A 26,878-nucleotide genomic window follows, 5' to 3' on the forward strand; every position below is an offset into this window, starting at 1 on the left:
TTAATTCCACACGGCGGGTATATAGCTATTTTGTTAGAGCGCCTCATGGGAATGAAGGTGTAATGGATTACAATTCTCCTTAGCTCAACAGACTAGAAGCGGGCCACTCGGATCGAGTGGCCCGCTTCTTCGTTTCCCGCCCCTCCGGGCCCCGGCCGCCGCTCCGCTCCGTGGAACGCCGGTGCGGCCCGCTCGGGCCCTGCGGTACCCTGGCGCCATGCGTGCCGTACGCCTCCTGCTTACCGAGCCGCGCTGACCAGTCCCGACGGGTGACAGACATCCGTCGGAGTCGGCGCGGCATCCCCTCCTGTGCGAGGGGATTTTTCATTTCGGGCAGTTCGTGGCAGTGGGCAGAGACGATCGATGGAGCATCAAGGACCATGACCGAGATCACGACGGCCGCCGAGACGGCGGCCCCTCATCGCTACACGGCGGCCATGGCCGCCGACATCGAGGCACGCTGGCAGGACTTCTGGGACGCCGAGGGAACCTACGAGGCGCCGAACCCCACCGGTGACCTGGCGGGCGACCCCGCGGTCGCCGCCCTGCCCAAGAAGTTCATCATGGACATGTTCCCGTACCCCTCGGGTGCGGGCCTGCACGTCGGCCACCCGCTGGGCTACATCGCCACGGACGTCTTCGCCCGCCACGCGCGCATGACCGGCCACAACGTGCTGCACACCCTGGGCTTCGACGCCTTCGGCCTGCCGGCCGAGCAGTACGCCGTGCAGACGGGCACGCACCCGCGCGTGTCCACCCAGGCCAACATGGAGAACATGAAGGTCCAGCTGCGCCGGCTGGGCCTGGGCCACGACAAGCGCCGGTCGTTCGCCACGATCGACCCGGACTACTACAAGTGGACCCAGTGGATCTTCCTGCAGATCTTCAACTCCTGGTACGACGACGAGGCCAAGAAGGCCCGTCCGATCGCCGAGCTGATCGAGCAGTTCGAGAACGGCACCCGTGAGGTCCCCGGCTCCACGCGCGCGTGGAGCGAGCTGAGCGCCGCCGAGCGCTCCGACGTCCTGGGCGAGTACCGCCTGGCGTACGCCTCCGACGCGCCCGTCAACTGGTGCCCCGGCCTGGGCACCGTCCTGGCCAACGAGGAGGTCACCGCCGACGGCCGCTCCGAGCGCGGCAACTTCCCCGTCTTCAAGGCCAAGCTGCGCCAGTGGAACATGCGGATCACCGCCTACGCGGACCGTCTGCTGGACGACCTGGACGCGCTGGACTGGCCCGAGGCCATCAAGCTGCAGCAGCGGAACTGGATCGGCCGCTCCGAGGGCGCCCGCGTCGACTTCCAGGTCGGCGACACCGGTGCCATCACCGTCTTCACCACCCGCCAGGACACCCTGTTCGGCGCCACCTACATGGTCCTGGCGCCCGAGCACGACCTGGTCGAGAAGATCGTCCCGGCCGCCTGGCCCGAGGGCACTCACGAGGTGTGGACCGGCGGTCACGCCACCCCCTCCGAGGCCGTCGACGCCTACCGCAAGCAGGCCGCCTCCAAGTCCGACGTCGAGCGCCAGGCCGAGGCCAAGGACAAGACCGGCGTCTTCACCGGCGCGTACGCGACCAACCCGGTCAGCGGCCAGCAGGTCCCCGTCTTCATCGCCGACTACGTCCTGATGGGCTACGGCACGGGCGCGATCATGGCCGTCCCCGCGCACGACAGCCGCGACTTCGCCTTCGCGCGCGCCTTCGAGCTGCCGATGCGCTGCGTCGTCGAGCCGAGCGACGACCGCGGCACCGACCCCTCCACCTGGGACGACGCCTTCTCCTCCTACGAGGCGAAGCTGGTCAACTCGGCCAGTGACGAGATCTCCCTGGACGGCCTGGGAGTCGTCGACGCCAAGGCGAAGATCACCGCCTGGCTGGCCGACCGCGGCATCGGCGAGGGCACCGTCAACTTCCGGCTGCGCGACTGGCTGTTCAGCCGTCAGCGGTACTGGGGCGAGCCCTTCCCGATCGTCTACGACGAGGACGGCGTCGCCCACTCGCTGCCCGAGTCGATGCTGCCCCTGGAGCTGCCGGAGGTCGAGGACTACTCGCCGCGCACCTTCGACCCCGACGACGCGGACACCCAGCCGGAGACCCCGCTGTCCCGCAACGAGGACTGGGTCAACGTCACCCTGGACCTGGGCGACGGCCGCGGTCCGCAGCGCTACCGGCGCGAGACCAACACCATGCCCAACTGGGCCGGCTCCTGCTGGTACGAGCTGCGCTACCTGGACCCGAACAACGCCGAGAAGCTGGTCGACCCCGCCGTCGAGCAGTACTGGATGGGCCCCCGCGAGGGCATGCCGACCGGCGGCGTCGACCTGTACGTCGGCGGCGCCGAGCACGCCGTGCTGCACCTGCTGTACGCGCGCTTCTGGTCCAAGATGCTGTTCGACCTGGGCCACATCTCCTCGGCCGAGCCGTTCCACAAGCTGTACAACCAGGGCATGATCCAGGCCTTCGTCTACCGGGACGCCCGCGGCATCGCCGTGCCGGCGGCCGAGGTCGAGGAGCGGGACGGCGGCTTCTGGTACCAGGGCGAGAAGGTCAGCCGCGTCCTGGGCAAGATGGGCAAGTCCCTGAAGAACGCGGTCACGCCGGACGAGATCTGCTCCGAGTACGGCGCCGACACCCTGCGCCTGTACGAGATGGCCATGGGCCCGCTGGACGTGTCGCGCCCCTGGGACACGCGCGCGGTGGTCGGCCAGTACCGGCTGCTGCAGCGGCTGTGGCGCAACATCGTCGACGAGGCGACCGGTGAGGTCACGGTCGTCGACACCGCGCCCGACGAGGACACGCTGCGTGCCCTGCACAAGGCGATCGACGGCGTCGCGCAGGACATGGCCGCGATGCGCTTCAACACCGCCATCGCCAAGATCACCGAGCTGAACAACCACCTGACCAAGTCCGGTGGCGCGGTCTCCCGGCCGGTCGCCGAGCAGCTGGTGCTGCTGGTCGCCCCGCTGGCCCCGCACATCGCCGAGGAGCTGTGGCGCAAGCTGGGCCACACCGACTCGGTCGTCCACCAGGACTTCCCGGTCGCCGACCCGGCGTACGTCGTCGACGAGACCGTGACCTGCGTCGTGCAGATCAAGGGCAAGGTCAAGGCCCGCCTGGAGGTCTCCCCGTCGATCACGGACGCGGAGCTGGAGACCCTGGCGCTGGCCGACCCGCACGTGGTCGCGGCGCTCGGCGACGCACAGATCCGCAAGGTGATCGTGCGCGCGCCGAAGCTGGTCAACATCGTCGCCGGCTGACATCGGCCCTTCCCCTAGGGGAAGCGTGGGGGCAGGTTGAGGGTTCGAATGGAACCGTCGGCCTGCCCCTTCCGTTTACCGTGGAGGAACCACACCCGTGGGGATTCGACGGACGCCGGAGGGCCGCACATGGAAGCCACGATTATCACGATCATGGCGCTGCTCTTCTTGTCCTTCGTGGCGCTCGGAGTGTTCGTCACCGTGAAGGTCGCGAAGGCCGCCAAGCGCGGCGTCGACCGCACCATCGACCAGGCGCGGCGCACGGTCGAGGACACCACCCTGCGGGCCAAGAGCTTCGGCCAGGGCGGGGCCGCCGGGGAACTGGCCCGGCTGCGGCTCTCGCTGCGCACCTCGATGCGCGCCACGCAGGAGGCACTGCAGGCGGGCGTCGCCGAGGACGCCTCGCTGAAGGAGTCGCTCGACCTGTTCCACCGGCTCAGCGCCCACGGGCTCGAACTCGACGCGGACCTCAAGCGCCTGGAGCGCGAGCCCGACCGGGCGTGGGTGGCCGACCAGCTTCCCGAACTCGCCGCGCGGACCGAGCGGATCACCGGCTCCGCCGACGCGCTGCGGCGCGCCGCCCGGGACCGGGCGCTGAAGTTCGCCGAGGACGACCTGTCGACGCTCAGCGCGCAGATCGACGTCGAGGCCGGCGCCCTGCGCCACTGGACGGTGCAGGAGAGCGCCCCGGGGACGCCCCCGGCAGCCGCTCCCGGGGTGCCGGACGGCGCGACGGCCGACGGATGGGGGCAGCCCGCGGGGCCCGCCGCTCAGGGCGGTCCTCGGGCGGCCGGAGAGCCGTCCGCGATCACCGGGCCCGACCCTCGGCGGACCGCCTACCCCTGGGAGAAGTCCGCCCGCCCCGAGACCACCACCTGAGGGAACGGTCCTCGGCGAGACCCTGACGGGGCGCGGACTGACCGTCCGGTGGGGGGCCGGGCTGCCGCGCGACAGCCTCGGCGGGTAACCTCCCGCTCATGTCCCGGCATGTCGCGATCGTCACCGATTCCACGGCCTACCTGCCACGCCAGACGAGGGAGCGGCACGCCATCACCACGGTCCCGCTGACCGTCGTCATCGGCGACCGCGCCCTCGAGGAGGGCACCGAGATCTCGGCCAAGGCCCTTGCCGAGGCCTTGCAGAAGCGCCGGCCCGTCACCACCTCGCGGCCGAGCCCCGAGGTCTTCGCCGAGGCCTACCGCGAGGCGGCCGCGGCGGGCGCGAAGGGCGTCGTCTCGCTCCATCTGTCCGCCGAGGTCTCCGGGACCTACGACGCCGCCGTGCTCGCCGCCAAGGACGCCCCCCTGCCCGTACGGGTCGTGGACACCCGCATGGTCGGCATGGCACTGGGCTTCTGCGCCCTCGCGGCGGCGGAGGTCGCGGAGGCCGGCGGCTCCCTCGACGAGGCGGTCGCGGCGGCCGAGAAGCGTGCCGCGGGCACCTCCGCCTACTTCTACGTCGACACCCTCGACTATCTGCGCAGGGGTGGCCGCATCGGCGCCGCACAGGCGCTCCTCGGCTCCGCGCTCGCCGTGAAGCCGCTCCTCGAACTCGACGGCGGACGGATCGAACTGCGGGAGAAGGTGCGAACGGCCTCGAAGGCGATCGCGCGCCTGGAGGAGATCGCCGTGGAGCGGGCCGGCTCCGGCCCCGTCGACATCGCCGTGCACCACCTCTCCGCACCGGAGCGGGCCGACGCGCTCGCGGACCGGCTCGGGGAGCGGGTGCCGGGAATCGAGGATCTCCACGTCAGCGAGGTGGGCGCGGTCATCGGCGCGCACACAGGACCGGGGCTCCTCGCGGTCGTGGTCTCGCCGCGCTGAGACCCGTCGTCTCAGCTGGGCCGAGGCCCAGTCGTCCCCCGCAAGGGTGAGGGAGTTTTCCACAGCGGAGCGCCTGTCCACGGAAGACGGCTGAGCTCCGCACGGGCCTGCCGTGATCTCTACCGTCACGGACATGACTCTTCGTACACATATCTCATCGACCGCTTCCAGGACCCGGGGCAGGGCGGGTGGTCCGACCAGCGGGCCCGGGCGGGCGCCTGGTTCGGACGGGCGCAGTCGGCCGGGAGGGCGGGGCTCGCCCGCCGGCCGGGCCCGAAGGCGCGCCCTGGTGGTCCGGACCCTCGGGGTGCCGGGGGAGGCCGTACGGCGGCGGCGGGACGCCTTGTTCCCCACGGCGACACCGCCGGTGCCGGGGGTGGCACCGCCTCCGGTGCGCGCGCCGGAGGTCCGGGAGGTGCCGGAGGCGCCGGAGCGTGGTTCCCCGCCAGGGGTACGGGAGCGGCTGGCCGCGCTGCTCAGGGAACGGACTCCGCTGTGGGTGCAGACCAGGTGTGGGCTGGAGCCGAGGGCGCTGGCCGCGCTGACGGTGGTCCTGCTCGTGGCCGGGGGCCTCGCTGGCGGCTACTTCTGGACCGGTCGGCCGGAGGCGGTGCGCGCTCCCGAACTCGTCCGCGCCGCCGTCCCCGCCGTCCCCGCCGTCCCCGCCCCAGTGGGCGCCACCGTGCCCGCGCCGGCGCCCGTGCCGAAGGCCGGGGCGTCCGGGGCGCGGGTCGTCGTCGACATCGGTGGCAAGGTGCGCAGGCCCGGGGTGCTGACCCTGCCGGCCGGCTCGCGTGTGGCGGACGCCCTGCGGGCGGCGGGTGGGGCGGAGCCGGGTGCGGATCTCACCGGGGTCAACCGGGCCCGTGTCCTGTTCGACGGTGAGCAGGTCCTGGTCGGTCTTCCGGGGCCCCCGGCGGGCGGTTCGGGACCGGGCGGCGGCGCGGGCGGCGGTGTACCGGGCGGGCCGGGGGCGCCGTTGAGCCTCAACACCGCCACGGCGGAGCAGCTCGACGGCCTCCCGGGTGTCGGGCCCGTGCTCGCCCAGCACATCGTCGACCACAGGACGGAGCACGGCGGCTTCCGGTCGGTCGGGGAGCTGCGGGAGGTCAACGGCATCGGTGAGCGCCGGTTCGCCGATCTCGAACCGCTGGTCCGGCCGTGAAGCCCGGCGGGGCGACCGGCGGGGCGACCGGCGGGGAACCCGGCGTGCCGGGGCCGGTGCGGCGGGAGGAGACGGTCGATCTCCGGCTCGTTCCCCTCGCGCTGGCGGCCTGGGCGGCGGCGGCCTGGGCCGTGGGTGCCACCGGGTGGTGGGCGGTGGCCGGCGTCACGGTCTGCCTGGTCGGGGCGCTGGTCCTGTTGGTGCGCCGGCCGGTTCGGAGGCCCGCCGGCCGAGGTGGCGGTTCTGGCGCCGCCGAACCGGGGGCCATGCCCGGGTGGCGGTTACGGGCGACCGCGTGGGCCGGGGTGCTGCTCTGCGCCGCGGCCGGGGCCACCTCGGCGGGGCTGCACGCGGCGGACCTGCGGCGGGGGCCCGTGCCCGAACTGGCGCGGGAGTACGCGCGGGTGCGGCTGGAGGTGGCGGTCACGTCCGATCCACGGCTCACCCGGCCCAAGGTGCGGGGCAACGCGATGGCTCCGGTCTCGATCGTCCTGGACGGCGAGGTGATCCGGGTCGAGCGGTCGGACGGCTCGGTCCACCGGACCCGGACGCCGGTCCTGGTGATCGTGCCGTCGGGGGAGGGGCGGGAGGAATGGCTGCGGCTCCTGCCCTCCACCCGGTTGCGGGTCGGCGGCCGGCTCGCGCCGCCGCTGAGCCCGGGCGAGCCCTTCGCCGCGGTGCTCAAGGTCGCCGGGGCCGGACCGCCGCGGATCGTGGGACCGCCGAGCGCGCTGCAACGGACGGCGGGGGACCTGCGCGCCGGGCTGCGGAGGGCGACCGAGGGGCTCGACCCTGACGCGAGGGCGTTGCTGCCCGGACTGGTCGTGGGGGACACCTCCCGGATCGGACCCGAGCTGCGGGACGCCTTCGAGGCCACCGATCTCACCCATCTGCTCGCCGTGTCCGGGAGCAACCTCACGGTCGTGCTGCTGCTGCTCATCGGGCGGCCCGGGCGGGCGCACCAGGTGGAGCGGGGTGGGCTCGCGCCACGGATCGGGTTGTCCCTGAGGTTCACGGCGCTGGCCGGCGGAGGGCTGACACTGGCCTTCGTGATCGTCTGCCGGCCCGATCCGAGCGTGCTGCGCGCCGCGGCCTGCGGACTCGTCGCCCTGCTCGCGATCGGGACCGGACGCCGGAGATCCCTGATCCCCGCGCTGGCGGCGGTCGTCCTCGTCCTGGTGCTCTACGACCCCTGGCTCGCGCGGAGTTACGGCTTCCTGCTGTCGGTCCTGGCGACCGGGGCGCTGCTGACGATCGCCCCGCGCTGGAGCGAGGCGCTGCGCCGGCGCCGGGTGCCCGGCCGGCTGGCCGAGGCGCTGGGCGCGGCTCTGGCGGCGCAGGCGGTGTGTGCGCCGGTCGTGGTGGTCTTCGCGGCCCGGGTGAGTCTGGTCGCCGTCCCGGCGAACCTGTTCGCCGAACTCGCGGTGGCGCCGGCGACGGTGTGCGGGTTCGCCACGCTCGCCCTCGCGGCGGTCTGGATGCGGGCCGCGGAGGGGCTCGCGTGGGTGGCGGGATGGCCGGCCGGGTGGCTGGCCGGGGTGGCCCGTACGGGTGCCGCGTTGCCCGGGGCCGAGCTGGCCTGGCCCGGCGGGTGGTGGGGCGGCCTCGCGCTGGGGCTGCTCACGGCGCTGGTGGTGCTCGGGGCGCGCAGATTGCCCCACCGGGGTGTGGTCGGGGTGATCGTCGCCGGGGTGCTGCTGCTCGTGGTGGTGCGGCCGGCGCCGCTGGCCCGGTGGGTCACGGGGTGGCCGCCGCCGGGCTGGGTGTTCGCGATGTGCCAGGTGGGGCAGGGGGACGCGACGGTGCTGGCGGCGGGCGGGGACTCCGCCGTCGTGGTGGACGCGGGCCCCGATCCCGTACCCGTGGATCGCTGTCTGCGTGAACTCGGGGTGCGCCGGGTGCCGTTGCTGGTGCTCACCCACTTCCACGCGGACCATGTCGCCGGACTTCCCGGGGTGTTGCGGGGGAGGACGGTGGGCGCGATCCAGACCACGGGGCTCGAAGAGCCGCCCGGCCAGGCCGCGTTCGTGCGGCGGACGGCGGCCGCCGCCGGGGTGCCGCTGATCCGCGCGGCACCGGGCGAGCGGCGGAGGGTGGGGGCCCTGGAGTGGCGGGTGCTCTGGCCGTGGGCGGGTGGCGGGGTGCCGGCGGGCCCAGGGGCGTCGCCGGGATCGGAGGCGCCCGAGGGTTCCGAGGAGGGTGGCGGTGGGCCCAATGATGCCAGCGTGACGCTGCTCGTCCGGGCCGCCGGAGGGCTGAGTCTGCTGCTGCTCGGGGATCTCGAACCGCCGGCCCAGCGGGCGTTGACGCGGGTTCATCCGGGGCTCGGGCCGGTGGATGTGCTCAAGGTCGCCCATCACGGTTCCGCGTACCAGGACCCGGGCCTGATGCGGCTGGTGCGGCCGAGACTCGCGCTGGTGTCGGCGGGGAGCGGCAACCCGTACGGGCACCCGGCGCCCCGGACCCTTGAGGCGCTGCGGGCGGGGGGTGCGCGGGTGCTGCGGACGGATCGGGACGGGGCCGTCGCGGTGGTGGGGGCGGGGCGGGGGCTCCTGGCCGTACCGGGAGGGGGGTGAGGCCGCCGCTGAGCTTGCTCGCAGAGGAAACCCGCTTGTAGAGAAATGCTTGTAAAGGAGTCTTTCTAAAGATATCTTTTCATCATGCCGGAGATCAGGGAACCGCAGCCCGGGGGCGAACAGCCCCGCAGCATCCGACTGACCGACCCGCGCGCGCTGCGGGCCTACGCCCATCCGCTGCGGATGTCGCTGGTGGGGCTGCTGCGCAGCAGCGGGCCCTTCACCGCCACCAGGGCCGCCGAGCTGACCGGCGAATCCGTGGCCAGCTGCTCGTACCACCTGCGGATACTCGCCAAGTACGGGCTGGTGGAGGAGGCGCCCGGCGGTCGGGGGAGGGAGAAGCCCTGGCGGGCCACCGCCCGGTACACCGAATGGCCGGACTACAGCGAGGACGCGACGGTCGCCGAGGCGGCCGTAGCGCTCAGCGCCGCCGTCGTCGAGCGCTACTTCGAGCGGGTCACCCGGGCCATCGAGAACCGGCACCGGCTGCCGAAGGAGTGGCGGGAGGCCGAGCAGTTCGGCGACTCCCTGCTCCACCTCACCCCCGAGGAGCTGGCCGGCCTCGGAGAGCGGATCGGCGAACTGCTCAGGCCCTACGAGGCGCGGGGGTCCGACCCGGCCCTCAGGCCCGAGGGCGCCCGGCCCGTCAGCATCCTGCGGATCGCGTACCTGGACCAGGACATCCCCGACAGCGAAGAGGAGTGACCCAGATGGCCCTCAGGGAACGCATACCGGAGCTGCTGCGCGAGCGGACCTTCCGCCGCTACTGGACCGGGCAGACCGTCTCCCTCGCCGGGGACCAGATCTCGCTCATCGCGATCCCGCTCGCGGCCGTCCTGGTCCTCGGCGCGGACGCCACGGAGATGGGCCTGCTCAAGACGGCCGAACTCCTGCCCGCCCTGCTGCTCAACCTGCCGCTCGGCGCCTGGGCCGACCGGCAGAGGAGCCGCAGACGCGCCATGATCGTGGCCGACATCGCGCGGGCGGCGCTGCTGCTGACGCTCCCCGTGGCCTACGCCCTGGACGCGCTGACGCTCGGCCAGCTGTACGCGGTGGCCTTCGGGATCGGCGCGCTCACCGTGCTCTTCGAGGTCTGCAACACCACGCTGTTCGTCGCCCTCGTCCCCACCGAGCGCTACGTCCAGGCGAACTCGCTGGTCAACGGCAGCCGTTCGATGGCCTGGCTGGCGGGACCCGGTGTCGGGGGTCTGCTCGTGCAGTTCCTCACCGCGCCGTTCGCGCTGGTCGCGGACGCCCTCACCTACCTGGTGTCGGCCGGTTACCTGACCCGGATCAAGGCGGTCGAACCCCCGCCGGCGCCCGCCGCCAAGGGGCACTTCACCGAGGGGCTGCGCTGGGTGGTCCGGGAGCGTTCGATGCGCGCGCTCTTCGCGGCCTCCGGCACGGTCCAGTTCTTCAACTTCATGTTCAGCACCTTGTTCGTCCTCTACGCGACCACCGAACTCGGCATCGGCGCGGGCCTGCTCGGCCTCGTGCTCGCGGCCGGAGCCGTGGGCGGCCTCCTCGGGGCGCTGGCCAGCGGGGCGGTCGTCCGGCGGATCGGGATCGGGGGCTCGCTCGTCCTCGGCTTCCTCGGATTCACGACGCCGCTGCTCCTGGTGCCCCTGGTGGGCGGGCCGCTTCCGCTGGTGGCGGGCGTCCTGTTCGTCGCGGAGTTCCTCTCCTGCGCCGGGGTGATGATCGTGGACGTCGCCGCGGGATCGTTCCAGATGGCGGCGATACCCGACGCCGTGCGAGCGAGGGTCATGGGCGCCTACCGCACGCTCAACCACGGCTTCCGCCCGCTCGGCGCGCTCGCCGGCGGTCTGCTCGGCACCGCGATCGGCCTGCGCCCCACGCTGTGGATCGCCACGGCCGGGGCCGTCCTGGCCGTGCTCTGGCTGCTGCCCTCGCCGCTGGCCCGGATGCGGGAACTGCCCGTGAGGGAAGGGGAATCCGTGCCCGTCGGATAGAGAAAAGTCGGGTGATACGGGGATCACCGAGAGGCAGACTGCCGGTATGACCACACATTCACCTGCCACCATCGACGCCTATCTCCGTCGCATCGGGGCGGAGCGGCCCGCGCTCGCGGACGCCGCCGCGCTGCGCGAGCTGCATCTGCGGCACCTGCGGACCGTGCCCTTCGAGAACCTCTCCATCCATCTCGGCGAGCCCGTCGTCCTGGACGAGAAGGCGCTCCTCGACAAGGTGGTGGGCGCCCGGAGGGGCGGGTTCTGCTACGAGGTCAACACGGCGTTCGCCGTGCTGCTGCGGGGGCTCGGGTACGAGGTCGCGCTGCTCCAGGGACGCGTGATCGGGCCGGACGGGACGCCGGGCATCCCGTACGACCACATGGCGCTGCTCGTGGAGACGGCGGAGGGGGAGCGGTGGCTGGCCGACGTCGGGTTCGGCGACCACAGCCATCATCCGCTGGCCTTCGACGCGCGCGACGAGCAGGTGGACCCGGGCGGGGTCTTCCTGATCGTGGAGACCGCGGAAGGCGATCTGGACGTGCTCCGGGACGGGAAGCCGCAGTACCGGCTGGAGCGGCGGCCGCGGGAGCTCGCCGACTTCACGGCGGGCGCCTGGTACCACCAGACCTCGCCCGACTCGCACTTCCCGAAGTCCCTGATCTGCTCCCGGCTCACGGAGGACGGCCGGATCACGCTCAGTGCCCCGAAGCTCATCACCCGCGCGGGCGGCGAGCGCGAGGAGCGGGTCCTCGACGGAGAGGACGAGGTGAGGAGCGCGTACCGGGAGCTCTTCGGCATCGAGCTTGACGTGCTGCCGACCGCGCGTAAGCGGAATGCTTAATTCGGACCCTCGGTAACACTTGTCTCCACTCGCCCCGTTTGCCTCGAACGCCTCAGCGGTGATCGAATGCGACTTCGTTGCACAGTGAACGAGTCGCACGGGGGTGCGTGAAGAATGTTCGAAGGTCTCTTCGGGAAGCGTGCGTCGGGAGCCGCGCGCGGCGGTCCGCTCGCCGGCCTCGCCGTCCCCTCCTCGGCGGGCGTGCTCAGCTGCCGGGTGCTCGACCCCGTGCACGAACCCGTCCGCCAGGCCGAGTTCGTCGTCAGCGACACGGCGGGCCGCAAGGTCCTGGGCGGCGAGACGGACCCGTACGGCACGGTCCTCGCGACCGTGCCGGCCGGCGAGTACCGGGTCGCCGTCACCTCCGAGGGGTACACGCCCTACCACGGCAGCGCCGTCGTCACCGAGGGCGAGCACCAGGGCCTCGGGGACGTCCTGCTTCAGGTCGCGCCCCAGCCGCAGCTCCCGGAGCCGGGCGACTGGGAGATCGACCCCCTGCACTCGCAGATCGGCTTCACCGCGCGACACATCGGCCTCGCCAGGATCCACGGACGGTTCAACAGCTTCGCGGGCGCGGTGCGGATCGCCGAACGCATGGAGCAGTCCGCGATGCACGTCGTCATCGACGCCGCCTCCATCGACACCGGGGTGCAGATGCGCGACGACCACCTGCGCTCCGGCGACTTCCTCGACGTCGGCGCCTATCCGACGCTGGAGTTCTTCAGCGAGCGCTTCGTCCACCGGGGCGGCAGCCGCTGGGCCGTCACCGGGGCGCTCACCCTGCACGGCGTGAGCCGCACGGTGACCCTCGACACCCAGTACCTGGGCCTCGGGAACGGCCTGGAGGGCGAGACCCGGGGCGCCTGCCGGGCCACGACCGAGCTGCACCGCGAGGACTTCACGCTCACCTGGCAGACGCTGCTCGCGCGGGGGATCGCGGCGGTCGGGTCCAGCATCAGCATCGACCTCGACGTCCAGATCGTTCCGAAGACGGGGCGTTCCTGAGGGGTCGCCCCTACGGGGCCTCCAGCCAGCCCTCGTACTCGGCGGCCAGCGCGTCGAGCGCCGCCGGGTCGAGGCGGGCCTGGGGGTCCTCCACGACCACCAGCCACTGCGCGTCCTCGGCGTCGTCCTCCCCGGCCAGGGCGTCCCGCACGAGCTGCGGTTCCTCGGCCAGGCCGAAACGGTCGGGGAGCTCGCCGGCGACCTCCTCGGCGGCGTCGCGGTCGGGCAGTACCAGTACGTGTCGTTCACTCACCCCGCCATTCTCGTCCCCTTCGCGGGCGGTGGTGTCAGTGGCCCGTGGGATGCTGGATCGCGATGGCCACCAGAAAGACTTCCCCCGACGACCTCCTCGGCCCCGTGACGCTCGCCGTGGGGCAGGAGGACCTGCTCCTCGACCGAGCCGTCCAGGAGGTGGTGGCGGCCGCGCGGGCCGCCGACGCCGACACGGACGTGCGCGACCTCACCTCCGACCAGCTCCAGCCCGGGGGGCTTGCCGAGCTCACCAGTCCCTCGCTCTTCGCAGAGCGCAAGGTGCTGATCGTGCGGAACGCACAGGACCTGTCCGCCGACACGATCAAGGACGTCAAGGCGTACCTGGCCGACCCCGTCGAGGACATCTCGCTCGTCCTGCTCCACGCCGGCGGCGCCAAGGGCAAGGGGCTGCTCGACGCGGCGCGCAAGGCGGGGGCCCGGGAGGTCGCCTGCCCGAAGACGACCAAGCCGGCGGAACGGCTGACGTTCGTACGGCAGGAGTTCCGGGCGCTTGGGCGGTCCGCCACGGCCGAGGCCTGCCAGGCGCTCGTCGACTCGATCGGCAGTGATCTGCGGGAGCTCGCGTCCGCGGTCTCGCAGCTCACCGCCGACGTCGACGGGACGATCGACGAGGCGGTCGTCGGGCGGTACTACACGGGCCGGGCCGAGGCCTCCTCCTTCAACGTCGCGGACCGCGCCGTCGAGGGGCGGGCGGCGGAGGCCCTGGAGGCCCTGCGCTGGTCGCTCTCGACCGGGGTCGCGCCCGTGCTCATCACCAGCGCGCTGGCCCAGGGCGTACGGGCGATCGGCAAGCTCTCCTCGGCGCGGGGAGGGCGGCCCGCCGACCTGGCGCGGGAGCTGGGCATGCCGCCCTGGAAGATCGACCGCGTGCGGCAGCAGATGCGCGGCTGGACGCCCGACGGGGTGTCGCTGGCGCTGCGGGCGATCGCGGAGGCGGACGCGGGGGTGAAGGGCGGGGGCGACGACCCGGAGTACGCCCTGGAGAAGGCGGTGGTCGCGGTGGCGCGGGCGGCGAGGCTGCGGCGGGGGTAGTGGCCTGGGCGGGTTGCCGTGCGGCGCGGGTTGCCGTGCGGCGCGGGTTGCCGTGCGGCGCGGGGCTCGTCCTTGGTGCGGGCGCTGCGGGGTGCCGTCCGGAGGGTCCCCCCACCCCGCCCCTTCCCGAAACCCTGCCGGGGGCTGGTCGGGGTTGAGGCGAGTTCTCCGGGGGCTCCGCCCCCGGACCCCTGGGGCGGGTCGGCAGCTTCGCGCCGCCCGTTCGGCCATGCAGGCGGGCTGCGGCTTCGCGCCGCTCGTTCGGGCCCGTGCAGCGGGGCGGCGGCTTCGCGCCGCGCCCTCGGAACCTCGCAGCGGGCTGCGGTTTCGGGCCGCGTCCCGGGAACCCCGCAGCGGGCGGGGGCTTCGCGTCGCCCGTTCGGGCCCGTGCAGCGGGGCGGCGGCTTCGCGCCGCGCCCTCGGAACCTCGCAGCGGGCTGCGGTTTCGGGCCGCGTCCCGGGAACCCCGCAGCGGGCGGGGGCTTCGCGTCGCCCGTTCGGGCCCGTGCAGCGGGGCGGCGGCTTCGCGCCGCGCCCTCGGAACCTCGCAGCGGGCTGCGGCTTCGCGCCGCGTCCCGGGAACCTCGCAGCGGGCGGCGGCTTCGCGTCGCCCGTTTGGGTTCCTGTGGCAGGGCGGCGTCCAGTGAACGTTCCTGCCCCCGGTACGACGAAGGCCCCGCCGCTCCTGGGGAAGGAGGCGGTGGGGCCTTCGGCGTTACAGACGGTGGGCTCGCGCCCGCGTGGCGAACGCGTCCGCGCGCGAGTCCGGGTGGCCGGGCGGGAGCGGGGTAGAGGGCCCGCTGGGTCCCGTACAGCCGATCACATCAGAGCTCAGCCCTGGAGGGAGGCAACCTTGGTGGCCAGCGCCGACTTCTTGTTGGCGGCGGCGTTCTTGTGGATGACACCCTTCGAGACAGCCTTGTCGAGCTGACGCGAGGCGGCACGAGTGGCAACGGTGGCCTTCTCGAGGTCGCCGGCGGCGACAGCCTCACGGGCCTTGCGGATCGCGGTCTTGAGCGAGGACTTGACGGCCTTGTTGCGCAGGCGCGCCTTCTCGTTCGTCTTGTTCCGCTTGATCTGGGACTTGATGTTCGCCACGAAAAGAGCCTTTACAGGTTCGATGTTCCTTCTGGATGCGCCCCGCAGCTGAGAGGGCATGCGAGACACAGCTGTCCACACTATCAGCCACCCTCGGAGCCGCCCAAACCGGGCGCAGGGCGGCGGGCATGGGACCATGGTGTCTACGTATCCGTTCTGAACATCGCCCGAGACGAGATCCCTGCGTGCCCGCGACTCCTACCAACGTGCCCGAGCCGAGCCGTACCGACCCGGCTCTGATCCGCAACTTCTGCATCATCGCGCACATCGACCACGGCAAGTCCACGCTCGCCGACCGGATGCTCCAGCTGACCGGTGTGGTCGACCAGCGGCAGATGCGTGCCCAGTACCTCGACCGCATGGACATCGAGCGGGAGCGCGGCATCACGATCAAGTCCCAGGCGGTCCGGCTGCCGTGGGCGCCGACCGAGGGGCCGGCTCAGGGCAATACGCACATCCTGAACATGATCGACACGCCCGGGCACGTCGACTTCACCTACGAGGTCTCGCGCTCGCTGGCCGCCTGTGAGGGCACGATCCTGCTCGTCGACGCCGCGCAGGGCATCGAGGCGCAGACGCTCGCGAACCTCTATCTCGCGATGGAGAACGACCTCACGATCGTTCCCGTGCTCAACAAGATCGACCTGCCGGCCGCCCAGCCGGAGAAGTTCTCCGAGGAGCTCGCCAACCTCATCGGCTGCCAGCCGGAGGACGTCCTCAAGGTCTCCGCCAAGACCGGCATGGGTGTCGAGGCGCTGCTCGACCGTGTGGTGCAGGACGTTCCGGCCCCGGTCGGCGTCGCCGACGCGCCCGCCCGCGCGATGATCTTCGACTCGGTCTACGACTCCTACCGCGGTGTCGTGACCTACGTGCGTGTCGTGGACGGGCAGCTCAACAAGCGTGAGCGCATCCGGATGATGTCGACCGGCGCCACCCACGAGCTGCTCGAGATCGGTGTCTCCTCGCCCGAGATGACGTCGTCCGACGGTCTCGGCGTCGGCGAGGTCGGTTACATCATCACCGGCGTGAAGGACGTCCGTCAGTCCAAGGTCGGTGACACGATCACCTCCCAGAACCAGGGCGCCACCGAGCCGCTCGGCGGTTACAAGGACCCGAAGCCGATGGTCTTCTCGGGCCTCTACCCGCTGGACGGCTCCGAGTACCCGGACCTCCGCGAGGCCCTCGACAAGCTGCAGCTCAACGACGCCGCGCTCGTCTACGAGCCGGAGACCTCCGCCGCGCTCGGCTTCGGCTTCCGCGTCGGTTTCCTGGGGCTTCTCCACCTCGACGTCATCCGTGAGCGGCTGGAGCGCGAGTTCGGGCTCGACCTCATCGCCACCGCGCCGAACGTGGTCTACCGCGTGGTCATGGAGGACGGCAGCGAGCACACCGTCACCAACCCGAGTGAGTTCCCCGAGGGCAAGATCAGTGATGTGTTCGAGCCGGTGGTTCGAGCCACCATCCTCGCTCCCAGTGAGTTCATCGGCGCGATCATGGAGCTCTGCCAGACCCGTCGCGGCACGCTGATCGGCATGGACTACCTCTCCGAGGACCGGGTCGAGATCCGCTACACCCTGCCCCTCGCCGAGATCGTCTTCGACTTCTTCGACCAGCTGAAGTCCAAGACCCGCGGTTACGCCTCCCTCGACTACGAGCCCACCGGCGAGCAGGCCTCCAGCCTGGTCAAGGTCGACATCCTGCTGCACGGCGACAAGGTCGACGCCTTCTCGGCCGTCACCCACAAGGACGCCGCGTACGCCTACGGTGTCCGGCTCGTCGCCAAGCTCCGCGAGCTCATCCCGCGGCAGGCCTTCGAGGTGCCCATCCAGGCCGCCATCGGCTCCCGGGTCATCGCCCGCGAGACCATCCGCGCCATCCGGAAGGACGTCCTCGCCAAGTGCTACGGCGGTGACATCTCCCGTAAGCGGAAGCTGCTGGAGAAGCAGAAGGAAGGCAAGAAGCGCATGAAGATGGTCGGCTCGGTGGAGGTGCCCCAGGAGGCCTTCATCGCCGTCCTGTCGAGTGACGAGTCCTCCGGCAAGAAGAAGTAGCCGGCGGGGCAGGAGTAGCTGCCTTATGCACCGAATGGGCCCACGTGCGGAGCGCACGTGGGCCTGTTCGTTATCCGAGGGCCCTTACGTGGCAGCATTCCGGCCTCTACTCTGATCCCGGCTCGAAGGTTACTGGCCAGTTAGTTACGAACCACCCGAAGGCACCGCCGCCGCCCGGAGGACGTCGTGAGCGACACACAGACCCAGATCGAGAACCGGCCGCCCTCCGTGGCTGCCCTCTTCCTTGAGCGCGTCGAGCGGACCCCGGATGCGGAGGCCTACCGCTACCCGGTGCCCGCCGCCTCCGGCGCCGGCCCGGACGACTGGAAGTCGCTCAGCTGGGGGCAGGCCGCCGAGCGGGTCTACGCCATCGCCGCCGGCCTCGCCGACCTCGGCGTCCAGGCCGAGGAGCGCGTCGCCCTCGCCTCCTCCACCCGGGTCGAGTGGATCCTCGCCGACCTCGGCGTGATGTGCGCGGGCGCCGCGACCACCACGGTCTACCCGCAGACCAACGCCGAGGAGTCGGCGTTCATCCTCTCCGACTCCGAGTCGAAGGTCCTCATCGCCGAGGACGCCGCCCAGCTGGCCAAGGCCGTCGAGCGCCGCGCCGACCTGCCGAACCTCCGGCACGTCGTCGTCATCGACGCCACGGGCGTGGAGAGCGACGGCGAGTTCGTCCTCTCCCTCGCCGACCTGGAGGCGCGCGGCAGGGCCTATCTGGAGAAGCACCCCGAGGCCGTCAAGGAGCGGGTCGGCGCGATCACCTCCACGCAGCTCGCCACCCTCATCTACACCTCCGGCACCACCGGCCGCCCCAAGGGCGTTCGCCTCCCGCACGACAACTGGTCGTACATGGCCAAGGCCATCGCCGCCACCGGCCTCGTCACCCAGGACGACGTCCAGTACCTCTGGCTGCCGCTCGCCCACGTCTTCGGCAAGGTCCTCACCTCCGGCCAGATCGAGGTCGGCCACGTCACCGCCGTCGACGGCCGCGTCGACAAGATCATCGAGAACCTCCCGGTGGTCCAGCCGACCTACATGGCGGCCGTGCCCCGCATCTTCGAGAAGGTCTACAACGGGGTCGCCGCCAAGGCCCGCGCCGGCGGCGGCGCCAAGTACAAGATCTTCCAGTGGGCCGCCGACGTCGCCCGCGAGTACGCCAAGGCCACCCAGGACAACTTCCGCCGCACCGGCACCGCCTCCGCGCCCTTCGGCCTCTCGGCCAAGCACAAGGTCGCCGACGCCCTCGTCTACGGCAAGATCCGCGAGGCCTTCGGCGGCAACCTGCGCGCCTGTGTCTCCGGCTCCGCCGCCCTCGCCCCCGAGATCGGCTACTTCTTCGCCGGCGCCGGCATCCACATCCTGGAGGGCTACGGCCTCACCGAGTCCTCCGCCGCCTCCTTCGTCAACCCGGGCGAGGCCTACCGCACCGGCACCGTCGGCAAGCCGCTCCCCGGCACCGAGGTCCGGATCGCCGACGACGGCGAGATCCTGCTGCGCGGCCCCGGCATCATGGAGGGCTACCACGGCCTGCCGGAGAAGACCTCCGAGGTCCTGGAGTCCGACGGCTGGTTCCACACCGGCGACATCGGCGAGCTGTCCGCCGACGGCTACCTCCGGATCACCGACCGCAAGAAGGACCTGATCAAGACGTCCGGCGGCAAGTACATCGCGCCGGCCGAGGTCGAGGGCCAGTTCAAGGCCGTCTGCCCGTTCGTCTCGAACATCCTCGTCCACGGCGCCGACCGGAACTTCTGCACCGCCCTCATCGCCCTCGACGAGCCCTCCCTCCTCGGCTGGGCCGCCGAGCACGGCCTCGGCGGCAAGTCGTACGCGGAGGTCGTCTCCGCCCCGGAGACCGTCAAGCTCATCCAGGGCTACGTCGACCGCCTCAACGAGGGCCTCCAGCGCTGGCAGACGATCAAGAAGTTCCGCCTGCTGCCGCGCGACCTCGACATCGAGCACGGCGAGCTCACCCCGTCCCTGAAGCTGAAGCGGCCGGTCGTCGAGCGCGAGTACAAGGACCTCATCGAGGAGATGTACGCGGGCTCGCGGGAGGCCTGAGCAGCGGCGTAGGACCTTCACCCGGGCAGTACGGGACAATGGGGCTCATGCCTTCCGTACTGCCCGATGGTGAGCCCGTGCCCGACGACGGGGCGCTGCCCCCGCGCGCCCTCGAAGGGGCCGGGGAGCGGCCGCTCGGGTTCTATCTGCACGTGCCGTACTGCGCGACGCGCTGCGGCTACTGCGACTTCAACACGTACACGGCGAGCGAGCTGCGCGGTACGGGCGGTGTGCTGGCCTCCCGCGACAACTACGCCGAGCAGGTCGTCGAGGAGATCCGGCTCGCCCGGAAGGTCCTCGGGGACGACCCGCGGCCCGTGCGGACCGTCTTCGTCGGCGGCGGCACGCCGACGCTGCTCGCCGCCGGTGACCTCGTACGGATGCTGGGGGCGATCCGGGACGAGTTCGGGCTCGCGGACGACGCCGAGGTGACGACGGAGGCGAATCCGGAGTCCGTGAACCCCGCCTACCTCGCCGAGCTGCGGGAAGGGGGCTTCAACCGGATCTCCTTCGGGATGCAGAGCGCCAAGCAGCACGTCCTCAAGATCCTCGACCGCACGCACACGCCCGGGCGGCCCGAGGCGTGCGTCGGGGAGGCACGGGCCGCCGGGTTCGAGCACGTCAACCTCGATCTCATCTACGGCACGCCCGGGGAGTCCGACGACGACTGGCGGGCCTCGCTGGACGCGGCGATCGGGGCCGGGCCCGACCATGTGAGCGCCTATGCGCTGATCGTCGAGGAGGGCACGCAGCTCGCCCGGCGCATTCGGCGCGGTGAGGTGCCCATGACCGACGACGACGTCCACGCCGACCGCTATCTGATCGCCGACGCGGCCTTCGAGGCGGCGGGCTTCTCCTGGTACGAGGTGTCCAACTGGGCCACCTCCGAGGCCGGGCGCTGCCTCCACAACGAGCTGTACTGGCGCGGCGCCGACTGGTGGGGCGCGGGGCCCGGCGCGCACTCGCACGTGGGTGGCGTCCGCTGGTGGAACGTGAAGCACCCCGGCGCGTACGCGGCGGCGCTGGCCGAGGGCCGGTCGCCCGGCGCCGGGCGGGAGCTGCTCTCCGACGAGGACCGGCGCGTCGAGCGGATCCTCCTGGAGCTGAGGCTCCGGGAGGGCGTGGAGCTGTCGATCCTCAAGCCGGCGGGGGTTGCGGCGGCGCGGAGGGCGCTGGAGGACGGTCTGCTGGCCCCTGATGCGTACGGGGCGGGGCGGGCGGTCCTGACGCTGCGGGGGCGGCTGCTGGCGGACGCGGTGGTCCGGGACCTGGTGGACTAGGGCGTCGCCCGCCGCCGTCGTGGGCCTGCGCCCGCGCCCGTGTGGGCAATCGTCCCGCAGGGCGATGGGGGTCCCCCCTGCTCGAGCGAAGCCGAGAGCTTGGGGGAGGGTGGGCACACGGGACGGCGCCCTTTCGCGGCGCCTCCGCGTTCCGAGCCTGGACCCGCACCGGATGCGCGGTGCACGACGTGGTGCGGGTCCGGGCGCGGGAGCCTAGGCCCGGCAAGGGGCGCCGTCCGTTGTGCCCACCCGTTCCGCCCCAGCGGAACGATTGCCCACAACGGGGGTGGGCACCGCCCCGGCGGGACGATCGCCCACACGGCAGCGGGGCGCGGGCCCGCGGCGGGGTGGGGCTAGGGGGCCGTCACGAAGTCGATCAGTTCTTCCACTCGGCCCAGGAGCTGGGGCTCCAGGTCCTTGTAGGACGTCACGCGCTTCAGGATCGCCTGCCAGACCGCGCCCGTGTTGTCCGACGGCCAGCCGAGCGCGCGGCAGACGCCCGTCTTCCAGTCCTGGCCCCTGGGGACCGTCGGCCAGGCCGGGATGCCGAGGGAGGACGGTTTCACGGCCTCCCAGACGTCGATGTACGGGTGGCCGACGACCAGGACGTCCGGGGACGTCACCTGGGCGGCGATCCGCGACTCCTTCGAGCCCGGCACCAGGTGGTCCACCAGGACGCCGAGCCGGGCGTCGGGCCCCGGGCCGAACTCCGCGACGATCGCGGGCAGGTCGTCGACGCCCTCCAGGTACTCCACGACCACGCCCTCGATCCGCAGGTCGTCGCCCCAGACCCGCTCGACGAGCTCCGCGTCGTGCCGGCCCTCGACGTAGATGCGGCCCGCCCGCGCCACGCGCGCGCGTGCGCCCGGGACGGCGACCGAGCCGGAGGCCGTACGGGTGGGGCGGGACGGCCCCGACGCCGGGCGGACCAGGGTCACGACCTTGCCCTCCAGGAGGAAGCCGCGCGGCTCCAGCGGGAAGACCCGGTGCTTTCCGAACCGGTCCTCCAGGGTCACCGTGCCCGCCTCGCAGCGGATCACCGCCCCGCAGAAGCCGGTGGTGACCTCTTCCACGACCAGGTCGGGGTCCGCCGGGACCTCCGGGACGGGCGCCGACTTCTTCCAAGGGGGCGTCAGGTCCGGGTTGTAGCTGCGCATTCGGGCGACGCTACGACACCTCGAAGCGGCGTGCCAGTTCATCGCGCTGTGCCCGTACGAACGTGGCGTCCACCACCGCGCCGTGCCCCGGTACGTACGCCGCCTCCTCGCCGCCCAGCGCGAGCAGCCGGTCCAGGGCGTCCGGCCAGCGGGACGGGATCGCGTCCGGGCCCGCCTGCGGCTCGCCCGACTCCTCCACCAGGTCGCCGCAGAACACGACCTCCCGCGTGCCCGGGACGCAGAGCGCCAGGTCGTGGCCCGTATGGCCCGGGCCCACGTTGGCCAGGAGGACCTGGCGGTCGCCCAGGTCGAGCGTCCATTCGCCCGAGACCAGGTGCCGGGGCGCCACCAGGACGTCCGTCGCCTCCGTCGCCGCCTGCGGCTCGACCCCTTGCCGTACGGCGTCCCCGTACAGCTCCTCCCGGGCCCGCGCCCCGCTCAGGAGGTCGTCCGAGCCCACCGCGCCGAAGACCTCCGCGCCCGCGAAGACCGCCGTCCCGAGGACGTGGTCGAAATGGGGGTGGCTGAGTGCGATGTGTGTCACCTTTCGGCCGCCCGTGAGTTCCGCCACCTGCGTCCGCAGCTCCGCGCCCTCCGCGAGCGTGGAACCCGTGTCGTACAACAACACCCCCCGCGAGCCCAGGACCAGCCCCACCGTGGCGTCCCAGCCGGGCAGCCGTCGCCGGCCCACCCCGTCCGCGAGCCGCTCCCATCCGTACGCTTCCCAATCCACGTCCATGGGGCGACGCTAACCGGTGCGGGCGCCGCCTCCTTGCCAGGAGCGATGCCCGCCGCCGTACACTGGCCGGGGGATCGCTGGCACTCGGACAGGGCGAGTGCCAAAAGCGGAGCAACCGGAACGACGACGACAGCTGGAGGTGCGCCACGATGCTCAGCGAACGCAGGCTCGAGGTCCTGCGCGCCATCGTCCAGGACTACGTCGGGACGGAGGAGCCCGTCGGCTCCAAGGCGCTCACCGAGCGCCACAAGCTCGGCGTGTCGCCCGCCACCGTGCGCAACGACATGGCGGTGCTGGAAGAAGAGGGGTACATCGCCCAGCCTCATACGAGTGCCGGGCGCATTCCCACCGACAAGGGCTACCGGCTCTTCGTCGACCGGCTCGCCGGCGTCAAGCCGTTGTCGACGCCCGAGCGGCGGGCCATCCACAACTTCCTCGACGGCGCGGTCGACCTCGACGACGTCGTGGGCCGTACGGTACGACTGCTCGCCCAGCTGACCCGCCAGGTCGCCGTCGTCCAGTACCCCTCGCTGACCCGCTCGACCGTCCGGCACGTGGAGCTGCTCTCGCTGGCCCCCGCCCGCCTGATGCTCGTCCTCATCACGGACACCGGCCGGGTCGAGCAGCGCGTCGTCGACTGCCCCGCGCCCTTCGGCGAGACCTCCCTCGCCGACCTCCGGGCCCGGCTCAACAGCCGGGTCGTCGGCCGCCGGTTCGCCGACGTGCCGCAGCTGGTGCAGGACCTCCCCGAGTCCTTCGAGGAGGCCGAGGACCGTGCCACGGTCTCGACCGTGCTCGCGACCCTCCTCGAAACGCTCGTAGAGGAGCACGAGGAGCGGCTGATGATCGGCGGCACCGCCAATCTCACCCGCTTCGGACACGACTTCCCCCTGATGATCAGGCCCGTCCTGGAAGCCCTGGAGGAGCAGGTCGTGCTCCTCAAGCTGCTCGGCGAGGCCAAGGAATCGGGCATGACCGTACGCATCGGGCACGAGAACGCCCACGAGGGGCTGAGCTCCACGTCCGTCGTCTCGGTCGGCTACGGTTCGGGCGGCGAGGCAGTCGCCAAACTCGGCGTGGTCGGACCGACCCGCATGGACTACCCCGGAACGATGGGAGCGGTACGCGCAGTGGCACGTTACGTCGGACAGATCCTGGCGGAGTCGTAAGTGGCCACGGACTACTACGCCGTACTCGGCGTGCGCCGCGACGCGTCCCAGGACGAGATCAAGAAGGCGTTCCGGAGGCTCGCGCGCGAGCTGCACCCGGACGTCAATCCCGATCCGAAGACGCAGGAACGCTTCAAGGAGATCAACGCCGCCTACGAGGTCCTCTCGGACCCGCAGAAGAAGCAGGTCTACGACCTCGGCGGCGACCCGCTCTCGGCCTCTGGCGGCGGTGGCGCGGGCGGCTTCGGGGCCGGTGGCTTCGGCAACTTCTCCGACATCATGGACGCCTTCTTCGGCACGGCCTCGCAGCGCGGCCCGCGCTCGCGGACCCGCCGCGGCCAGGACGCCATGATCCGTCTGGAGATCGACCTCAACGAGGCGGCCTTCGGCACCACGAAGGACATCCAGGTCGACACGGCGGTCGTCTGCACCACCTGTTCGGGTGAGGGCGCCGCGCCCGGCACCTCCGCGCAGACCTGTGACATGTGCCGCGGCCGCGGCGAGGTCTCCCAGGTCACCCGGTCGTTCCTCGGCCAGGTCATGACCTCCCGGCCCTGCCCGCAGTGCCAGGGCTTCGGCACCGTCGTCCCGACGCCGTGCCCCGAGTGCGCCGGCGACGGCCGCGTGCGGTCCCGCCGCACGCTCACGGTCAAGATCCCGGCCGGTGTCGACAACGGCACCCGCATCCAGCTCGCGGGCGAGGGCGAGGTCGGCCCCGGCGGCGGCCCCGCCGGCGACCTGTACGTCGAGATCCACGAGACCCCGCACGAGGTCTTCCAGCGGCGCGGGGACGACCTGCACTGCACGGTCACCATCCCGATGACGGCGGGCGCGCTCGGTACGAAGGTGCCGCTGCAGACCCTCGACGGCGTCGAGGAGATCGACATCCGCCCGGGCACGCAGTCCGGCCAGTCGATCCCGCTGCACGGGCGCGGCGTCACGCACCTGCGGGGCAACGGCCGCGGCGACCTGATCGTGCACGTCGAGGTGACGACCCCGAGCAAGCTCGACGCCGAGCAGGAGCGCCTGCTGCGCGAACTGGCCAAGCTGCGCGGAGAGGAGCGGCCCACGGGCCAGTTCCAGCCTGGTCAGCAGGGGCTGTTCTCGCGGCTGAAGGACGCGTTCAACGGGCGGTAGGCGCTCGGCTGGGGGTCCGGGGGTCGTCCCCCGGGTCGGCACAGTCAGCCTGGTCAGCAGGGGCTGTTCTCGCGGCTGAAGGACGCGTTCAACGGGCGGTAGGCGCTCGGCTGGGGGTCCGGGGGTCCGTCCCCCGGGTCAGCACAGTCGGCCGGGGCAGCAGGGGCTGTTCTCGCGCTTGAAGGACGCCTTCAACGGGCGGTAGCCCTTGTGCGTACGGGAAGGGGCGGCACTCCGGTGCCGCCCCTTTTCCTGTGGCCCCGTAGGGGCATGACACGATGCCCATATGTCCACCACCGCACTGAACGATCTCTCTCGGTTTCCGATCGTGCAGGCCCCCATGGCGGGTGGCGCCTCCTGTCCCGAGCTCGTCGGAGCCGTCTGCGAGGCCGGGGCGCTCGGGTTCCTCGCCGCCGGGTACAAGACGGCCGGCGGCCTGTACCAGGAGATCAAGCAGGTCCGCGGGCTCACCGCACGCCCCTTCGGCGTCAACCTCTTCATGCCGCAGGACGGCCGGCCCGCCGACCCCGCCGCCGTCGAGGTCTACCGCCACCAGCTCGCCGGCGAGGCCACCTGGTACGACACCCCGCTCGGCGAGACCGACGACTCCCGCGACGACGCGTACGACGCCAAGTTGGCCATCCTCCTGGAGGACCCGGTCCCCGTCGTCTCCTTCACCTTCGGCTGCCCCGCGAAAGAGACGTTCCACGCCTTCGACCGCGTCGGTACGTACACGATCGTCACCGTCACCTCCGCCGACGAGGCCCTCGCCGCGCAGCGCGCCGGCGCCGACGCCGTCTGCGTCCAGGGCGTCGAGGCCGGCGGACACCAGGGCACGTACCGCGACGACCCGGCCGACGAGGACGCCTCCGGCACCGGGCTCCTCACCCTCGTCACCCAGGTCCGCGAGGCCGTCGCGCTGCCGATCGTCGCCGCCGGGGGGATCATGCGCGGCGCGCAGATCGCCGCCGTCCTCGCCGCCGGCGCCGACGCCGCCCAGCTCGGCACCGCCTTCCTCGCCTGCCCCGAGTCGGGCGCCCACCGCCTGCACAAGCAGGCCCTGACGGACCCGCTGTTCACCCGGACCGCCCTCACCCGGGCCTTCTCCGGGCGCCCGGCGCGCGGCCTCGTCAACCGCTTCATGCGCGAGCACGGGCCGTACGCCCCCGCCGCCTACCCCGAGATCCACCACCTCACCGCCCCGCTCCGCAAGGCCGCCGCCACCGCCGGAGACGCCCAGGGCATGGCCCTGTGGGCCGGCCAGGGCCACCGCCTCGCCCGCGAACTGCCCGCCGGGCAGCTGGTCGAGGTGCTGGCCGCCGAACTCGACACCGCCCTCTCCGACCTTTCCGGGCTCGCCCCCAGGAGCGCCTCATGACCGCACCCGTCTTCGTCGTCGACACCGTCCCCGGTGCCGGGAGTTTCCTCCTGGACGGGCCCGAGGGGCGGCACGCCGTCTCCGTGAAGCGGCTGCGCGCCGGGGAGGAACTCGTCCTCGCCGACGGGCGCGGCCGCTGGGCCGAGTGCGTCGTCGTCTCCGCCGAGGGCAAGGACGAGCTCACCGTGCGGGTCGACGAGGTCCACGAGGACCCCGAGGAGGAGCCGCGCATCACGGTCGTCCAGGCCCTTCCCAAGGGCGACCGGGGCGAACTCGCCGTCGAGACCATGACGGAGACCGGCGTGGACGCGATCGTGCCCTGGGCCGCCTCCCGCTGCATCACCCAGTGGAAGGGCGACCGGGGTCTCAAGGCGCTCGCCAAGTGGCGGTCCACCGCGCGCGAGGCCGGCAAGCAGTCGCGCCGCACCCGCTTCCCCGAGGTCGCCGACCTCATGACGACCAAGCAGGCCGCCGCGCTCCTCGCGGAGGCGGACTTCGCGGCCGTCCTGCACGAGGACCGCGACCACCCCAGTGGGGCCCTCGCCACCGCCGAACTCCCGGCCAAGGGCTCGATCGTGCTCGTCGTCGGCCCCGAGGGCGGGGTCTCCCCGGACGAGCTCGCCGCCTTCGAGGCCGCCGGCGCGAAGCCGTACCGCCTCGGCCGCAGCGTCCTGCGCACCTCGACGGCCGGTACGGCGGCCACGGCCCTGGTCCTGGGGCGGACGGGCCGCTGGAGCTAGGCCTCTCCGGCGGATCGCGGCCTGTCCGACCCTGATCCGCCGGGACAGGCCCAGTCCTCTTCCCGCTCCCTGCCGAACCCGGTGGACACCGGCCCCCGGAGGCTCCTTAGGCTGACCCGC

Annotated in this window: 21 protein-coding genes; 17 read left to right on the forward strand and 4 right to left on the reverse strand. The window is 72.4% G+C overall.

Annotation, left to right across the window (positions count from 1 at the left end; all coding sequences use genetic code 11):
* The first annotated feature begins 380 nt into the window (after positions 1–380).
* From leuS to ACWGN5_RS12065, 9 genes are all read left to right on the forward strand, one after another.
* On the forward strand, positions 381–3,257 hold the full coding sequence (gene leuS / locus ACWGN5_RS12025) for a leucine--tRNA ligase (RefSeq protein ID WP_453513752.1): 2,877 nt from the start codon (positions 381–383) through the stop codon (positions 3,255–3,257).
* 129 nt (positions 3,258–3,386) lie between these two features.
* Positions 3,387–4,136, forward strand: a complete 750-nt coding sequence (locus tag ACWGN5_RS12030; RefSeq protein WP_453513754.1) for a hypothetical protein — start codon at positions 3,387–3,389, stop codon at positions 4,134–4,136.
* 98 nt (positions 4,137–4,234) lie between these two features.
* The gene (locus ACWGN5_RS12035) at positions 4,235–5,080 is read left to right on the forward strand and encodes a DegV family protein (RefSeq protein WP_453513756.1); all 846 of its coding nucleotides are present in this window, start codon (positions 4,235–4,237) and stop codon (positions 5,078–5,080) included.
* Positions 5,081–5,213: 133 nt separating this feature from the next.
* The gene (locus ACWGN5_RS12040; RefSeq protein WP_453513757.1) at positions 5,214–6,245 is read left to right on the forward strand and encodes a helix-hairpin-helix domain-containing protein; all 1,032 of its coding nucleotides are present in this window, start codon (positions 5,214–5,216) and stop codon (positions 6,243–6,245) included.
* A gap of 266 nt (positions 6,246–6,511) precedes the next feature.
* A complete protein-coding gene (locus ACWGN5_RS12045; protein WP_453513927.1) occupies positions 6,512–8,821 on the forward strand; it encodes a ComEC/Rec2 family competence protein in 2,310 nt (769 codons plus the stop codon).
* Between the two features lie 84 nt (positions 8,822–8,905).
* Entirely contained in the window at positions 8,906–9,526 is a 621-nt protein-coding gene (locus ACWGN5_RS12050; RefSeq protein ID WP_453513759.1) for a winged helix-turn-helix domain-containing protein, read from the forward strand.
* On the forward strand, positions 9,523–10,794 hold the full coding sequence (locus tag ACWGN5_RS12055) for an MFS transporter (RefSeq protein ID WP_453513760.1): 1,272 nt from the start codon (positions 9,523–9,525) through the stop codon (positions 10,792–10,794). Before ACWGN5_RS12050 ends, ACWGN5_RS12055 begins: the two co-directional genes overlap by 4 nt.
* A 46-nt stretch (positions 10,795–10,840) precedes the next feature.
* Complete coding sequence (locus ACWGN5_RS12060; RefSeq protein WP_453513761.1) at positions 10,841–11,635, forward strand: arylamine N-acetyltransferase family protein; 795 nt, start codon at positions 10,841–10,843, stop codon at positions 11,633–11,635.
* A gap of 114 nt (positions 11,636–11,749) precedes the next feature.
* The gene (locus tag ACWGN5_RS12065; protein ID WP_453513762.1) at positions 11,750–12,640 is read left to right on the forward strand and encodes a YceI family protein; all 891 of its coding nucleotides are present in this window, start codon (positions 11,750–11,752) and stop codon (positions 12,638–12,640) included.
* A 10-nt stretch (positions 12,641–12,650) separates the two neighbouring features.
* On the opposite strand, the gene ACWGN5_RS12070 is transcribed toward ACWGN5_RS12065, so the two are convergent.
* A complete protein-coding gene (locus ACWGN5_RS12070) occupies positions 12,651–12,893 on the reverse strand; it encodes a hypothetical protein (protein WP_453513764.1) in 243 nt (80 codons plus the stop codon).
* Positions 12,894–12,955: 62 nt separating this feature from the next.
* Between ACWGN5_RS12070 and holA the strand changes: the two genes are divergently transcribed.
* A complete protein-coding gene (holA, locus tag ACWGN5_RS12075) occupies positions 12,956–13,945 on the forward strand; it encodes a DNA polymerase III subunit delta (RefSeq protein WP_453513765.1) in 990 nt (329 codons plus the stop codon).
* 831 nt (positions 13,946–14,776) lie between these two features.
* Here holA and rpsT read toward each other — a convergent pair.
* Entirely contained in the window at positions 14,777–15,043 is a 267-nt protein-coding gene (gene rpsT, locus ACWGN5_RS12080; RefSeq protein ID WP_188270270.1) for a 30S ribosomal protein S20, read from the reverse strand.
* 185 nt (positions 15,044–15,228) lie between these two features.
* Between rpsT and lepA the strand changes: the two genes are divergently transcribed.
* From lepA to hemW, 3 genes are all read left to right on the forward strand, one after another.
* Positions 15,229–17,094 (forward strand): translation elongation factor 4, encoded by a 1,866-nt coding sequence (lepA, locus tag ACWGN5_RS12085; RefSeq protein ID WP_041129189.1) that lies wholly within the window; start codon positions 15,229–15,231, stop codon positions 17,092–17,094.
* Between the two features lie 186 nt (positions 17,095–17,280).
* Positions 17,281–19,158: an AMP-dependent synthetase/ligase gene (locus tag ACWGN5_RS12090; protein ID WP_453513768.1), complete on the forward strand. Its 1,878-nt coding sequence runs from the start codon at positions 17,281–17,283 to the stop codon at positions 19,156–19,158.
* A gap of 47 nt (positions 19,159–19,205) precedes the next feature.
* Positions 19,206–20,438, forward strand: a complete 1,233-nt coding sequence (gene hemW, locus ACWGN5_RS12095; protein ID WP_453513769.1) for a radical SAM family heme chaperone HemW — start codon at positions 19,206–19,208, stop codon at positions 20,436–20,438.
* A 353-nt stretch (positions 20,439–20,791) separates the two neighbouring features.
* On the opposite strand, the gene ACWGN5_RS12100 is transcribed toward hemW, so the two are convergent.
* Positions 20,792–21,595: a DUF3097 domain-containing protein gene (locus tag ACWGN5_RS12100; protein WP_453513771.1), complete on the reverse strand. Its 804-nt coding sequence runs from the start codon at positions 21,593–21,595 to the stop codon at positions 20,792–20,794.
* Between the two features lie 10 nt (positions 21,596–21,605).
* Positions 21,606–22,334, reverse strand: a complete 729-nt coding sequence (locus ACWGN5_RS12105) for an MBL fold metallo-hydrolase (protein WP_453513772.1) — start codon at positions 22,332–22,334, stop codon at positions 21,606–21,608.
* A 149-nt stretch (positions 22,335–22,483) separates the two neighbouring features.
* Between ACWGN5_RS12105 and hrcA the strand changes: the two genes are divergently transcribed.
* The 4 genes from hrcA to ACWGN5_RS12125 all read left to right on the forward strand — a co-directional run bounded on the left by hrcA (position 22,484) and on the right by ACWGN5_RS12125 (position 26,758).
* Positions 22,484–23,503, forward strand: a complete 1,020-nt coding sequence (gene hrcA, locus ACWGN5_RS12110) for a heat-inducible transcriptional repressor HrcA (protein WP_352017636.1) — start codon at positions 22,484–22,486, stop codon at positions 23,501–23,503.
* Positions 23,504–24,640 (forward strand): molecular chaperone DnaJ, encoded by a 1,137-nt coding sequence (dnaJ, locus tag ACWGN5_RS12115; RefSeq protein ID WP_369144189.1) that lies wholly within the window; start codon positions 23,504–23,506, stop codon positions 24,638–24,640.
* 286 nt (positions 24,641–24,926) lie between these two features.
* Positions 24,927–26,018, forward strand: a complete 1,092-nt coding sequence (locus ACWGN5_RS12120) for a nitronate monooxygenase (protein WP_453513773.1) — start codon at positions 24,927–24,929, stop codon at positions 26,016–26,018.
* A complete protein-coding gene (locus ACWGN5_RS12125) occupies positions 26,015–26,758 on the forward strand; it encodes a 16S rRNA (uracil(1498)-N(3))-methyltransferase (protein ID WP_453513775.1) in 744 nt (247 codons plus the stop codon). The genes ACWGN5_RS12120 and ACWGN5_RS12125 overlap by 4 nt, the downstream gene beginning before the upstream one ends.
* The last annotated feature ends 120 nt before the right edge of the window (positions 26,759–26,878 follow it).

This window comes from Streptomyces sp. NPDC055815, assembly GCF_053616475.1.